The following is an 11,516-nucleotide window of genomic DNA, read 5'->3' as shown; positions in this document are numbered from 1 at the left end:
GGCCGGAGCTGGCGTCTAGAATGGCGACCATGCCCCTCCGTTCCCGACCCGGTCAACCCGACGCCGCCCAGGCCTGGTTCGCCTCCAGCGAAGGCGCGGCGCTGCTCGACAGCGAACGCTCCGCCATCGTCGGCGCGCTGGCCGAGCGCCCGGCGCAGCACTGGCTGTGGCTGGCGCCGCTGCCGCCCGAGCGCCCCGAAGGGGGGCGCGGACTCGCGCTGTACCCGCGCGGCGAGCGCTTCGGGGGCGACGTGGCCTGCAGCCTGCCGCTGCCCTTGCCCAGCGGGACCTTCGGGACCGTCGTGCTGCAGCACGTGGCGGCGCCCGGCGCGCCCGGCAGCGCGCTGCTGGAAGAGGTCGAGCGCCTGCTCCTGCCCGGCGGCCGGGTCCTGCTGTTCGCGCTGAACCCGCTGTCGCCCTACCGCTGGCGCTGGCGCGGTCACGGCCTTCGCGCCGCCGAGCCCCTGTCCTGGCGGCGCCTGCTGCGCCGTGCCGGCCTTGAACCCGGTGCGGTGTCCGAGGGCATGGGGCCGCTCTGGGAGCCGGTGGTCGAGGCGCGCCGCCGCGAGGGTGCTGGCCTGCGCGCGGCCTACCTGCTGCGCGCGGACAAGCGCAGCCTGCCGCTGACCCCGATCCGTCCGCGCCGGCTGCTGCCGGTGGCCCGGGGGGCCGCCACGGCATGAAGGCGATCGAGGTGCACACCGACGGGGCCTGCCTGGGCAATCCCGGCCCCGGCGGCTGGGCCGCGCTGCTGCGCTACGGCGCCCGCGAGCGGGAGCTGGTCGGCGGCGAGGCCGAGACCACCAACAACCGCATGGAGCTCATGGCGGCGATCGTCGCCCTGGAAACCCTGACCGAGGACTGCGAAGTCACCCTGCACACCGACTCGCAGTACGTCCGCAAGGGCATCACCGAATGGATGCGCAACTGGGTCCGCCGCGGCTGGAAGACCGCCGGCGGCGACCCGGTGAAGAACCGTGACCTCTGGGAGCGCCTGCACGCCGCCACCGCCCGCCATGCCATCGACTGGCGCTGGGTGAAGGGGCACTCGGGCGATCCGGACAACGAGCGCGTCGATGTCCTGGCGCGCAATGAGGCCATCCGCTTCCGCGCCGTCGCGCGTTGAACCGACCCGACAACCAGAGGCAAGCCGACCCACCGATGCGCCAGATCGTCCTCGACACCGAAACCACCGGCCTGGAATGGCGCAAGGGCAACCGCGTCGTGGAGATCGGCTGCGTCGAGCTGGTGGAACGCCGTCCCACCGGCCGCACCTGGCACCACTACGTCTACCCGGATCGCGAGTTCGAACCTGGCGCACAGGAGGTGACCGGGCTGACCCTCGACTTCCTGGCCGACAAGCCGCGGTTCGCGGCCATCGCCGACGAGTTCCTGGCCTTCATCGCCGGTGCCGAACTGGTCATCCACAACGCGGCGTTCGACGTCGGCTTCCTCGACCACGAGCTGTCGCTGCTGGACGGCGGCCGCACCATCGGCGGGTGCGCCTCGGTGCTCGACTCGCTCGAGCTGGCGCGCCAGCGCTTCCCGGGGCAGCGCAACTCGCTGGACGCCCTTTGCCGGCGGCTGGGCGTGGACAACGCCCATCGCCAGCTGCACGGCGCGCTGCTCGACGCCCAGCTGCTGGCCGAGGTCTACCTCGCGCTGACCGCGGGCCAGACCGAGCTCGGCCTGGCCGGGCCGTCGCCGGCGGACCAGGCGGTGGTGCGCCTCGACCTGCCGCGCGCGGGAGCGCTGGCTCCCCGCCCGCGGGTCGCGGTGCTGGAGGACGAAGTGGCGGCGCATCTTGCACGCGTCGCGGCGATCCGCGGCCGCGCCGGGCTGGCGCTGTGGGATGAACCCGAAGAGGCGACGCGGGCGGCCGAGATCGCCTGAGGCGGATGTCGCGCAGGCGCGGGCCGGTGTGCGTCCCCGGCCGTTCGCCGCAGTCGGCGCCGACAGCCGTCAGTGGCGCCGGACCAGTACCACGGTCACGTTGTCGGAGCCGCCGCCATCGAGGGCCGCGGCCACCAGCCCGTCCACGCATTCCTGTGCGCTGCATTCGCCGTGCGCCAGCACGCGTGCGATCGCGCGGTCGTCCACTTCCTCGGTGAGGCCGTCGCTGCACAGCAGCAGCTGCATGCCGGGGGCAAGCTCGCCGGACATGGTCTCGACGTTGAGCGCCTGCGGTTCCGTCACGCCCAAGGCCTGGGTGACCACGTTGCGCTGCGGATGGCTGCGCGCCTGGTCGATGCTGATCGCGCCCTGGGTGATCAACTCCTGCACGTAGCTGTGGTCCTGGGACAGCTGGGCCAGCTTGCCGTCGCGCCAGAGGTAGACGCGGCTGTCGCCGACCCAGGCGACCTCGAAGCGGCTTCCGTTCACCCGCGCGGCCACCACCGTGGTGCCCATCGGCAGCGCGTCCTGGCGGCGACGCGAGGCCGTGATGATCTCCTCGTCGGCGATGCGGATGGCCTGCGACAGCGGCGTGCCCTGCCGGGTCTCGCGCACGATCGCCTCGCGCGCGAGCGCGCTGGCCACTTCGCCATATTCATGGCCCCCCATGCCGTCGGCGACCAGCCACAGCCCCAGTTCGCTGTCACCGTAGTAGGTGTCTTCGTTGAGCTCGCGGCGCAGGCCGACGTGCGTGAGATGGCCGAATTCGATCATGCGCAGGCCGCGTCGGTTCCCGGGAGGGCTGGATGGGAGAACGGCGGCGGCAGTCGATGGAGGTCAGCTGGCATGCAGTACGAGGGCGCGGCGGCGTCGGGGATGATGATGGTATACGCGGAGTGGAGGTGGTGTGGGAGTGGACGATGGTGCAGGGCTGTCGCTGGGCAGGGAAACCGCAGCCCGGAATGTCCAGGGGGGATTGCGCCGGGGGGGATGGCCCGGCCTGCGGCCGGGCGCCCTACGGCGCTTCGCGCCTTCGGGTCGAACCGGATGGTTGAATCAAACTCCCCCCTCTCCGCCAGATACGCAAAAACCCCCTTTCGGGGGCTTTTGCGTATCTGGCGGAGAGGGGGGGATTCGAACCCCCGAGGCGCTATAAACGCCTGCCTGATTTCGAGTCAGGTACATTCAACCGCTCTGCCACCTCTCCGGGGTGTCCCGACCACGAGGGCCGGGGGCGCAATGATACGGGCGGCGGGCGGCCGCGACAAGGCGAGGCGCTACACTGGCCGGCCCTCCGACGCCCCGGCGGTCCCCGATGTCCGAAATCACCGTCCCCGTCTCCTTCGGCGAGCTGCTGGACAAGATCTCGATCCTGCAGATCAAGTCCGAACGGATGAGCGACGAGGCCAAGCTGGCCAATGTCCGCCGCGAGCTGTCGGCGCTGGAGAAGGCCTGGATGGCGCATCCGGCCGCCGGCGGCGACATCGTGCGCCTGCGCGCGGAGCTCAAGGCGGTCAACGAGCGGTTGTGGGACATCGAGGACGAGGTGCGGCTGAAGGAGCGCGCGCAGGCCTTCGACCAGGCCTTCGTCGAGCTGGCGCGCAGCGTCTACCTGCAGAACGACGAGCGGGCGCGGATCAAGAAGGCGATCAACCTCGCCCTGGGCTCAGGCTACGTCGAGGAAAAGTCCTACCAGGACTACGCGGGCGGACCCGCGGGCTGACCTGGCGTCGCTCGGCGCGGGTGGTCGGCCCGGTAGCGTTCGAACGCGCCGATCGCATCGTCCACGCTGATCAGGTCCATCACGCCTTCGCGCTCGATCTTCGTGCCCCAACGCAGCGCCGCGGCCGGCTGGCGCAGGTAGAGGCGCGCGGCCTCGTCGTAGCGGTCGACGCAGTAGCGGCGGTCGGAGTAGGGACCGCTGCGGGCCGGATCGGTGGCCGCATACAGGCCGAGCACCTTGGTGCCCATGGCATTGGCGATGTGCGTCGGACCGGAATCCGGCGTCATCACCAGGTCGGCGCGTGCCAGCAGCGCCGGCAGCTGTTTCAGCGTGTCCTTGCCCACCAGGTCGAGCAGCGGGACGCCCGCCTGCGCGAGGATGGCGTCGGCGGTGTCCCGCTCCAGCCCGCTGCGCCCACCGCACAGCACCACGCGCCAGCCCTGCGCGGCGGCGTGCGCGGCGACGGCGGCGTTGCGCTCGGCGCTCCAGTTGCGCAGCGGATGGCTGGAGCAGGGCGATACCACCAGCGTCGGGCGGCCGTCGTCTGGCCACTGGGCGCGCGCCCACGCGTGGGCGTCGTCGGGCACGGGGAGGTTCCACTCGATCTGCTCCTGGCGCAGCCCCAGCGGGCGGGCGAAGGCGCCCAGCACGTCCAGCACGTGCCCGCCGGTGTCGGCCGGGATCCGCTCGTTGACGAACAGTCCGTGCAGTTCCTTCGAGCGTGCGCGGTCGTAGCCGATGCGGCGCGGCGCCCGCACCGCGCGCGATAGCACGTTGGCGCGCAGCGCGAGCTGCATCAGCAGGAGCGCGTCGAACCTGCGGCCGGCGAGCTCGCGACGCAGGCCGCGCATGCCCTCGCGGCCGGTCTTCTTGTCGTAGACCACGAAGTCGACGCCGGGCAGTCCGTCGAGCAGGCGCTGCTCGCCCTTGCCGATGATCCAGGTCAGCGCGACCTCCGGCCATGCGCGCTGGAGCGTGCGCACCAGTGGCAGCACATGGGTCACGTCCCCCAGCGCGGACAGGCGCAGCAGGCAGATCGAGCGCGGGGGAGCGGAATGGGGCTGCGGCAAGCTTGCTAGACTCCGGGGGATGGCAGTGTTCGACGCCACCGAGACCCTGACGCCGTTCCGCGCCGGACCCGAGGGGCGCGGCTCGGGCTCGATTCTGTTCGACCAGACGCAGCTGCGGCAAGCGGATCCGCGCTGGTTCGATCCCGCGGCCTGGGGCCCGCGTGCCGTGGCCGTGTCGGGCAGCGGGCGCGGCGGCGCCTGGTTCATCGACGACACCAGCAACGGCCCCACCGTGCTGCGCCAGTACCTGCGCGGTGGCGCGGTGGCGTCGCTCAGCCGCGACCGGCACCTGTGGCGCGGCGCGCACCGCGTGCGCAGCTTCGTCGAGTTCCGGCTGCTGCGCGAGCTGCTCCGGCGCGGGCTGCCCGTGCCGCAGCCGATCGCCGCGTCGTACGTGCGCGAAGGCATGACCTATCGCGCCGCGATCCTGATGGAGCGGCTGGTGGGCGTGCGCTCGCTGGCCTACCTTGCGGCAGGTGATCCCGCCACCGTGCCCTGGGCGGAGACCGGGACGCTGATCGCACGCTTCCATCGCGAAGGGCTGGACCATGCCGACCTCAACGCGCACAACATCCTCTACGACGATGCCGGCAAGGGCTGGCTGATCGACTTCGACCGCGGCCGCCTGCACATCCCCGAAACCGCCTGGCGCGAAGGCAACCTCGCCCGGCTGCAGCGCTCGCTGCTCAAGCTGCGCGGCGCGCGCAGCGAGGCCGACGTGCGCGCGGACTTCGCGCGGCTGCGCGCCGGCTACGACGCGCGTTGGGAAAAGGGCTTCTGAGCATGGGATGGACGCTGCGCTTCCAGGGCGTGGGCAGCGCGTCGGCGGTGGCGCTGGGCTCGCCGATGGCGACCATCGAGCGCAACGGTGCGCCGTGGCTCGCGATCGACTGCGGCGCCGAGGGCCTCACGGCCTATCTCGCCCACTACGGCGCGCCGCCACCGGCGATGTTCGTCACCCACGTGCACCTGGACCATGTCGCCGGGTTCGAGCGGCTGTTCGTCGCCAACTATTTCGACCCCGGGCGTCGCGGGAGGATGCCGCTGTACGTCCCGGTCGACGTGCTGCCGCTGCTGCATCGCCGCGTGGCGGCCTACCCCAACGCGCTGGCCGAGGGCGGCGCGAACTTCTGGGATGCCTTCCGCGTGGTGCCGGTGGGCGATGCGTTCTGGCATGACGGCCTGCGCCTGGAGGTCTTCGAATCGCGCCACCACTGGCCGCGCACCGCGTTCGGCCTGCGCCTGCGCGGCAGCCTGGCCTGGACCGGCGACACGCGGCCGATCCCCGAAGTGCTGGCCGGGGCGGCGGGCGAGGGCGAACTGGTGGCGCACGACTGCGGGCTTGCGGGCAATCCCTCGCACACCGGCATCGACGACCTCGAGCGCGAGTACCCGCCCGAGCTGCTGTCGCGCTGCGTGCTCTACCACTACGCCAGCGAGGCCGACGGCGACGCGCTGCGCGCACGCGGCCACCGCGTGGCCCGGCCGGGCGAGGCGTTCACGCTGGCCCAACCCCGTCCGCACCCCGCGCTTGCACCCTGAGCGCGATGCGCTGGGCTGTCGCCAGACAGGCGGTGGCCCCGCCGACTGACCTCGGCACCCGCGTCGATCGATACCGTTGCTGCCTTCCGGCCCTGGCGGAGTTTTCGACCTAGCGTCGCGAGGGGCCGACGGGGCCACCATGGACTTGGAACATGCTGCGCGCCGCAAGCGGTGGCAGGCGCAGGATTGTAGCCGCTGCACTGGCGCGCCGCCATCGCGGTGCGCCGTTCAGTCGAGGCCGTCCCAGGCGGCCGGGGTGATTCCTTCGAGCGCCTCGAGTGCCGGCCGGCCGAACAGGTAGCCCTGGAACAGCGGCACGCCAAGCGCGCGCAGGGCGCGGTATTGGCCGGCGGTTTCCACGCCCTCGGCGATGACCGTCGAGCCCACCGCAGCGGCCATCTGCATCACCCCGCCGATGATCGCCTGGCGTGCCGGACTGGTCTCGACGCCGCGCACCAGCCCGATGTCGAGCTTCAGCACGTCCGGCTGGAAATCCGCCAGCAGATTCAGGCCGGCGTAACCCGCGCCGAAGTCGTCGATCGCCGTCAGGAAGCCGCGATCGCGATAGTCGCGGAAGATCCGGGTCAGGTGCCGGTGGTCGCGGACCTGCTCGGACTCGGCGGTCTCGAACAGCAGGCGCTCGGTGGGAAACCCGCAGCGCTGCGCCGCGGCCAGCGTCAGGCGGATGCAGGTGGCGGGCTCGTACACGGCATTGGGAAAGAAGTTGATCGACAGCCGCTGGCCGAGGCCGAGGCGCGCGGCGGTCTCGATCGCCTTGACCCGGCAGGTCTGGTCGAAGCGGTACAGCTGTTCCGGCAGCACCCGCGCGATCACCTGGGCTGCACTGGCGCCATCCGCGCCACGCACCAGCGCCTCGTAGCCGAACACGGAGCGGTCGCGGGCATCGACGATCGGCTGGAAGGCCATGCGGACTTCGAAGTCCAGGCGCTGGTCGCCGGTGCAACTGGCACAGGGGTGGGGCGATGAGACGTCGCCGAAGAAGCGTTCGAGGTACATGCGGGCGAGCCGTTCGTGACAAGGGGAGCGGAGGCGACGATGGCACATGGGCCGGTGGCGGGCGCGCGAATGCGTGCCATCGCGCGACAGGTTCCGGCGAGGGCAGGTTGTTCGCGGGGAGGTGCAGGGGGATGGCCCGGCCTGCGGCCGGGCGCCCTACGGCGCTGCGCGCCTCCGGGTCGAACCGGATGGTTGAATCAAAGTCCCCTCTCTCCGCCAGATACAAAAAACGCCCCGTGCGGGGCGCTTTTTGTATCTGGCGGAGAGAGGGGGATTCGAACCCCCGAAGCGCGGTTTAGACGCTTACACACTTTCCAGGCGTGCTCCTTCAACCACTCGGACACCTCTCCGCACCTGACCCGGGCGTCACGCCTGCCTTGGCATGGCCGCACGGGGTCGGCAATTCTAGCCCTGCGGGGGCCGGGTCGACAAGGAATGCGTGCGGGCCCGCGGCGCGGGTCCGGCCGGCGTGGCACGCGTGGCAGAATGGCCCCATGTCCTACCTCGTCCTCGCCCGCAAGTGGCGCCCGAAGCGGTTCGCCGAGCTGGTGGGCCAGGAACACGTGGTCCGCGCGCTGGTCAATGCGCTCGATTCCGGCCGTGTGCATCACGCCTTCCTGTTCACCGGCACCCGCGGCGTGGGCAAGACCACGATCGCGCGGATCTTCGCCAAGAGCCTCAACTGCGAGCGCGGCGCGTCCAGCGATCCCTGCGGCGAGTGCGAGACCTGCCAGGCGATCGACGCCGGCCGCTACATCGACCTGCTGGAGATCGACGCCGCGTCCAACACCGGCGTCGACAACGTCCGCGACCTGATCGACAACGCCCAGTACATGCCCTCGCGCGGCCGCTACAAGGTCTACCTGATCGACGAAGTGCACATGCTGTCGAAGGCGGCGTTCAACGCGCTGCTGAAGACGCTCGAGGAGCCGCCGGAGCACGTCAAGTTCCTGTTCGCGACCACCGATCCGCAGAAGCTGCTGGTGACGGTGCTGTCGCGCTGCCTGCAGTTCAACCTGAAGCGGCTCGAGGAAGAGCAGATCCGCGGCCAGATCGCCAGGATCCTTGTCGCCGAGGGCATCGAGGCCGAGCCCGGCGCGGTGCGCCAGCTGGCCAGGGCCGCCGACGGCAGCATGCGCGACGGCCTGTCGCTCCTCGACCAGGCGATCGCCTACAGCGGCGCCGACGCCGGAGCCGCGCTGACCGATGATGCGGTCGCCACGATGCTCGGATCGGTGGACCGCACCCAGGTGGCCGGGCTGCTGTCCGCGCTGTCGCAGGACGACGGCGCAGGGCTCATGGCGACCATCGAGGTGCTGGCCGGGTTTTCGCCCGACTGGGGCGGGGTGCTCGACGCGCTGGCCGAAGCCCTGCACCGCATCCAGGTGCGGCAGCTGGTTCCCGGCAGCGAGGTCGAGGCCGACGGTGTCGACCTCGACGCGCTGGCATCCTTGCTGCGTCCCGAGCTGGTGCAGCTCTGGTACCAGATGGCGGTGTCGGGCCGTCGCGACATCGGTCTCGCGCCGAGCGCGCGGGTGGGTTTCGAAATGAGCCTGCTGCGGATGCTGGCCTTCCGTCCCGGCGAGGGCGGTGGCAGCGCGGCCCCGGCTGGCGGCGGCTCGGCGACGGGAACTGCCGGCACCGGTGGAGGCACGGGTGCGGGTCGGTCCGCGGCGGCGGCTGCGCGTGCCGCGCTGGAAGGCGGGGCACCGGCTCGCGCTGGCACGCCGGTGCGCGCTGCCGCGTCCCCCGCGTCGCCGCTGCCGCCCGAGCCGCAGACCGAGCCGCCGATGCATCAACCCGAGCCGGCGCCGAACCCGGGCCCGCGGCGCACGCCGCCGGTTTCGCCGCCCGCAACGCACGCAGCGCCGTTCGACGACCCGCCGCCCTGGCCGGAGGAAGCTCCGGAGCGGGCCGAGCCGCCCCGGGCGCCGCCGCCGCGTGCCACATCCGGCAGCCCGGCGGCGGTTCCGGCGCGGGCGCCCGCGCCGCCTGTGCCGGCGACGCCTGCGCCTGTGATCCCGCCCGCACCGCCCGCACCGCCCGCATCTCCGGCCAGCGCCTCCACGCAACACGCGCCCGCGTCCCCGGCCAGCACGGCGTCAATATCGATGCAGGTCGATGCGGACACCTGGCCCGACCTGGTCGCCGGACTCGACCTCCGCGGCCCCGTGCGCGAGCTGGCGGCGAACTCGGCCTTCGTCGCCCTCGACGGCGACGCGCTGCGCCTGTCACTGCCGGAATCCGACGACCACCTGCGCGCGCCGTTCCTGGTGCAGCAGCTGGCCTCGGCGCTCGGCACGCGCTGGGGCGCGCCGCCGCAGATCCGCTTCGAAGCCGGCGCGCCGGTCGGTGACACCCTGCATGCGCGCACCGGGCGCGAGCGCGACCAGCGCCAGGGCGCCGCCGAGGCCGCCTTCCACAACGATCCGCACGTGCGCCGCCTGATGGAGCAGGGCGCGCGCGTGGTGCCGGATTCGATACGACCGATCCAGGAACAGGAGCACTGACATGCGTGGAAACATCGCCCAGTTGATGCAGCAGGCGCAGAAGATGCAGGAAAACCTGCAGAAGGCGCAGGCCGAACTGGCCAACCTCGAAGTCACCGGCAGCTCCGGCGGCGGCATGGTCAGCATCACCCTCAGCGGGACCAAGGAATGCCGCAAGGTGCGCATCGACCCGAGCGTGCTGACGGATCCGGAGATGGCCGAGGACCTGATCGCGGCCGCCTTCAACGACGCCAGCAACAAGGTCGACGCCGAGTCGCAGGCGCGGATGGGCGCGGCCACCGCCGGCATGCCGATCCCGCCCGGCATGAAGATGCCGTTCTGACCCTGAATCGCCCGGACAGCCGCGCCGCATGAGCGTTCCCCTCCTCGAACAGCTGGTCGAGGCCTTCCGGGTGCTGCCCGGCGTCGGCCAGAAGACCGCGCAGCGCATGGCCTACCACGTGCTCGAACGCGGGCGCGAGGGCGGCCGCCGACTGGCCGACGTGCTGGGCGAGGCGATGGAGAAGATCGGCCACTGCGAGCGCTGCCGCGACTTCAGCGAGACGCCGCTGTGCCCGACCTGCGCCAGCGCCTCGCGCGACGGACAGTTGCTGTGCGCGGTGGAATCGCCGGCCGACCGCCTGGCGATCGAGCAGGCGACCGGCTACCGCGGCCTGTACTTCGTGCTGCAGGGGCGGCTGAGCCCGCTCGATGGCATCGGCCCGCGCGAGCTGGGACTCAACCTGCTGGCCGAGCGCCTGGCCCAGGGCGAGGTGCAGGAACTGATCATCGCCACCAACCCGACGGTCGAGGGCGAGGCCACCGCGCACTACCTCGCGCAGCTGGCCCGCCAGCACGGCGTGCGACCGAGCCGGCCCGCGCACGGCCTGCCGCTGGGCGGCGAGCTGGAATACGTCGACCGCGGCACGCTGTCGCACGCCTTCGGCAGCCGCGGCGAGATGGCCTGAGGCACTCCGCGTCGCGCCGCATCGCGCGGTGCGTCGCGCTAGCATTGGCCGCACCTCCACTGCGGGTGCGACAGCGATGACGACCATCTTCCACCGGATCATCCGGCGCGAAATCCCTGCCGACATCGTCTACGAGGACGAGCACCTGATCGCCTTCCGCGACATCGCGCCGCAGGCGCCGGTGCACGTGCTGTTCGTGCCCAAGGTCGACGTCGCCACGCTCAACGACCTGCAGGCTGGGCAGGCGGACGTCGTCGGCCGCCTGGCGCTGGCGGCGGCCGCGTATGCGAAGCGGGAAGGCTTCGCCGAGGACGGCTACCGCATCGTCATGAACTGCAACGACGACGGCGGGCAGACGGTGTTCCAGATCCACCTGCACCTGTTGGCGGGAGCGCCGCTCGGGCGCTTCGGTACCGCTGCAGAGGGCGGTTGACGCCTACCAGTAGCCCCACCACGGCCAGGGTGCCGGACGCGTGATCAGGTTGCGCTCGCGCTTGGGCCACAGGTAGACGATGTCGGCGGCGACCAGCGGGAAGCGGTAGCTGTAGCCGCCGATGCTCCGGCTTTCGTGTCCCGCCAGGCGCCCGGTGAAGGTGACTTCGCGGTTGACCTCGAAGATCGCCGGGTCGTAGAAGCCGGCGCGGCAGGCGATGAAGCGCCCGCCGGTGTCATCGCTGGCCCAGTAGGGCCGGCCGTAGTGGTCCAGGCGCGTGGACACCATCTCGAAGCAGGTGCTGTCGGCGCGCGGTTCGACCTGCACGATGCGGCCGCCCCAGCGCACTGGACTGCCGGTGGCCTCGTTTCGGCCGCCTCA

General features: G+C 71.9%; 14 protein-coding genes, 2 tRNA genes and 1 other RNA gene. 10 read left to right on the top strand and 7 right to left on the bottom strand.

The features are described from left to right. The first annotated feature begins 29 nt into the window (after positions 1 to 29). From JGR68_RS09955 to dnaQ, 3 genes are read left to right on the top strand one after another with little or no spacing between them, the layout of a single operon-like run. A complete protein-coding gene (locus tag JGR68_RS09955) occupies positions 30 to 683 on the top strand; it encodes a hypothetical protein (protein WP_199359915.1) in 654 nt (217 codons plus the stop codon). Continuing rightward, positions 680 to 1,126 carry a ribonuclease HI gene (gene rnhA, locus JGR68_RS09950; RefSeq protein ID WP_199359916.1) on the top strand — a complete coding sequence of 149 codons (447 nt, stop codon included), beginning with the start codon at positions 680 to 682 and terminating at the stop codon, positions 1,124 to 1,126. Before JGR68_RS09955 ends, rnhA begins: the two co-directional genes overlap by 4 nt. Before the next feature lie 35 nt (positions 1,127 to 1,161). Then, positions 1,162 to 1,893, top strand: coding sequence for a DNA polymerase III subunit epsilon (gene dnaQ, locus JGR68_RS09945; RefSeq protein WP_199359917.1), 732 nt, complete (start codon positions 1,162 to 1,164; stop codon positions 1,891 to 1,893). A gap of 69 nt (positions 1,894 to 1,962) precedes the next feature. On the opposite strand, the gene JGR68_RS09940 is transcribed toward dnaQ, so the two are convergent. Together JGR68_RS09940 and JGR68_RS09935 are read right to left on the bottom strand one after the other, a co-directional pair. Continuing rightward, positions 1,963 to 2,667, bottom strand: coding sequence for a protein phosphatase 2C domain-containing protein (locus tag JGR68_RS09940; protein ID WP_199359918.1), 705 nt, complete (start codon positions 2,665 to 2,667; stop codon positions 1,963 to 1,965). A 342-nt stretch (positions 2,668 to 3,009) separates the two neighbouring features. Next, a tRNA-Ser gene (locus JGR68_RS09935) sits at positions 3,010 to 3,100 on the bottom strand. A gap of 108 nt (positions 3,101 to 3,208) precedes the next feature. Between JGR68_RS09935 and JGR68_RS09930 the strand changes: the two genes are divergently transcribed. Next, positions 3,209 to 3,616, top strand: a complete 408-nt coding sequence (locus JGR68_RS09930; protein ID WP_199359919.1) for a DUF6165 family protein — start codon at positions 3,209 to 3,211, stop codon at positions 3,614 to 3,616. On the opposite strand, the gene JGR68_RS09925 is transcribed toward JGR68_RS09930, so the two are convergent. Beyond that, positions 3,592 to 4,686: a glycosyltransferase family 9 protein gene (locus JGR68_RS09925; protein WP_207748986.1), complete on the bottom strand. Its 1,095-nt coding sequence runs from the start codon at positions 4,684 to 4,686 to the stop codon at positions 3,592 to 3,594. The genes JGR68_RS09930 and JGR68_RS09925 overlap by 25 nt on opposite strands. A 19-nt stretch (positions 4,687 to 4,705) precedes the next feature. Here JGR68_RS09925 and JGR68_RS09920 point away from each other — a divergent pair, with 19 nt between their 5' ends. Both JGR68_RS09920 and JGR68_RS09915 read left to right on the top strand, forming a co-directional pair. Continuing rightward, positions 4,706 to 5,467 (top strand): 3-deoxy-D-manno-octulosonic acid kinase, encoded by a 762-nt coding sequence (locus tag JGR68_RS09920; protein WP_199359920.1) that lies wholly within the window; start codon positions 4,706 to 4,708, stop codon positions 5,465 to 5,467. A 2-nt stretch (positions 5,468 to 5,469) separates the two neighbouring features. Continuing rightward, on the top strand, positions 5,470 to 6,228 hold the full coding sequence (locus tag JGR68_RS09915) for an MBL fold metallo-hydrolase (protein ID WP_199359921.1): 759 nt from the start codon (positions 5,470 to 5,472) through the stop codon (positions 6,226 to 6,228). 35 nt (positions 6,229 to 6,263) lie between these two features. Here JGR68_RS09915 and ffs read toward each other — a convergent pair. From ffs to JGR68_RS09900, 3 genes are all read right to left on the bottom strand, one after another. Further along, positions 6,264 to 6,360: signal recognition particle sRNA small type (gene ffs, locus JGR68_RS09910), an RNA gene on the bottom strand. Positions 6,361 to 6,456: 96 nt separating this feature from the next. Further along, complete coding sequence (locus tag JGR68_RS09905) at positions 6,457 to 7,155, bottom strand: EAL domain-containing protein (RefSeq protein WP_199360806.1); 699 nt, start codon at positions 7,153 to 7,155, stop codon at positions 6,457 to 6,459. 347 nt (positions 7,156 to 7,502) lie between these two features. Continuing rightward, positions 7,503 to 7,595: transfer RNA gene (locus JGR68_RS09900), tRNA-Ser, on the bottom strand. A 144-nt stretch (positions 7,596 to 7,739) separates the two neighbouring features. Between JGR68_RS09900 and dnaX the strand changes: the two genes are divergently transcribed. The 4 genes from dnaX (at position 7,740) to JGR68_RS09880 (ending at position 11,135) form a co-directional block, all read left to right on the top strand. After that, entirely contained in the window at positions 7,740 to 9,755 is a 2,016-nt protein-coding gene (dnaX, locus tag JGR68_RS09895; protein ID WP_199359922.1) for a DNA polymerase III subunit gamma/tau, read from the top strand. A 1-nt stretch (position 9,756) separates the two neighbouring features. Continuing rightward, positions 9,757 to 10,077: a YbaB/EbfC family nucleoid-associated protein gene (locus JGR68_RS09890; RefSeq protein ID WP_199359923.1), complete on the top strand. Its 321-nt coding sequence runs from the start codon at positions 9,757 to 9,759 to the stop codon at positions 10,075 to 10,077. A 28-nt stretch (positions 10,078 to 10,105) separates the two neighbouring features. Further along, positions 10,106 to 10,702 carry a recombination mediator RecR gene (gene recR, locus JGR68_RS09885; RefSeq protein WP_199359924.1) on the top strand — a complete coding sequence of 199 codons (597 nt, stop codon included), beginning with the start codon at positions 10,106 to 10,108 and terminating at the stop codon, positions 10,700 to 10,702. A gap of 76 nt (positions 10,703 to 10,778) precedes the next feature. Next, the gene (locus JGR68_RS09880) at positions 10,779 to 11,135 is read left to right on the top strand and encodes a histidine triad nucleotide-binding protein (RefSeq protein ID WP_199359925.1); all 357 of its coding nucleotides are present in this window, start codon (positions 10,779 to 10,781) and stop codon (positions 11,133 to 11,135) included. 3 nt (positions 11,136 to 11,138) lie between these two features. Here JGR68_RS09880 and JGR68_RS09875 read toward each other — a convergent pair whose 3' ends face one another. After that, positions 11,139 to 11,462, bottom strand: a complete 324-nt coding sequence (locus tag JGR68_RS09875) for a Slp family lipoprotein (RefSeq protein WP_234446491.1) — start codon at positions 11,460 to 11,462, stop codon at positions 11,139 to 11,141. Positions 11,463 to 11,516: the final 54 nt, after the last annotated feature.

The organism is Luteimonas sp. MC1750 (assembly GCF_016615955.1).
GTDB lineage: Bacteria > Pseudomonadota > Gammaproteobacteria > Xanthomonadales > Xanthomonadaceae > Luteimonas.
The sequence above is the reverse complement of the archived record's forward strand: the minus strand, read 5'-3'. Positions and strand labels throughout refer to the sequence as shown.

Excerpts from the sequence above, each read along its gene's own strand:
- JGR68_RS09955 (WP_199359915.1), top strand. The coding sequence starts at position 30 with ATGCCCCTCCGTTCCCGACCCGGTCAACCCGACGCCGCCCAGGCCTGG.
- rnhA (WP_199359916.1), top strand. The coding sequence starts at position 680 with ATGAAGGCGATCGAGGTGCACACCGACGGGGCCTGCCTGGGCAATCCC.
- dnaQ (WP_199359917.1), top strand. The coding sequence starts at position 1,162 with ATGCGCCAGATCGTCCTCGACACCGAAACCACCGGCCTGGAATGGCGC.
- JGR68_RS09940 (WP_199359918.1), bottom strand. The coding sequence starts at position 2,667 with ATGATCGAATTCGGCCATCTCACGCACGTCGGCCTGCGCCGCGAGCTC.
- JGR68_RS09930 (WP_199359919.1), top strand. The coding sequence starts at position 3,209 with ATGTCCGAAATCACCGTCCCCGTCTCCTTCGGCGAGCTGCTGGACAAG.
- JGR68_RS09920 (WP_199359920.1), top strand. The coding sequence starts at position 4,706 with ATGGCAGTGTTCGACGCCACCGAGACCCTGACGCCGTTCCGCGCCGGA.
- JGR68_RS09915 (WP_199359921.1), top strand. The coding sequence starts at position 5,470 with ATGGGATGGACGCTGCGCTTCCAGGGCGTGGGCAGCGCGTCGGCGGTG.
- JGR68_RS09905 (WP_199360806.1), bottom strand. The coding sequence starts at position 7,155 with ATGGCCTTCCAGCCGATCGTCGATGCCCGCGACCGCTCCGTGTTCGGC.
- dnaX (WP_199359922.1), top strand. The coding sequence starts at position 7,740 with ATGTCCTACCTCGTCCTCGCCCGCAAGTGGCGCCCGAAGCGGTTCGCC.
- JGR68_RS09890 (WP_199359923.1), top strand. The coding sequence starts at position 9,757 with ATGCGTGGAAACATCGCCCAGTTGATGCAGCAGGCGCAGAAGATGCAG.
- recR (WP_199359924.1), top strand. The coding sequence starts at position 10,106 with ATGAGCGTTCCCCTCCTCGAACAGCTGGTCGAGGCCTTCCGGGTGCTG.
- JGR68_RS09880 (WP_199359925.1), top strand. The coding sequence starts at position 10,779 with ATGACGACCATCTTCCACCGGATCATCCGGCGCGAAATCCCTGCCGAC.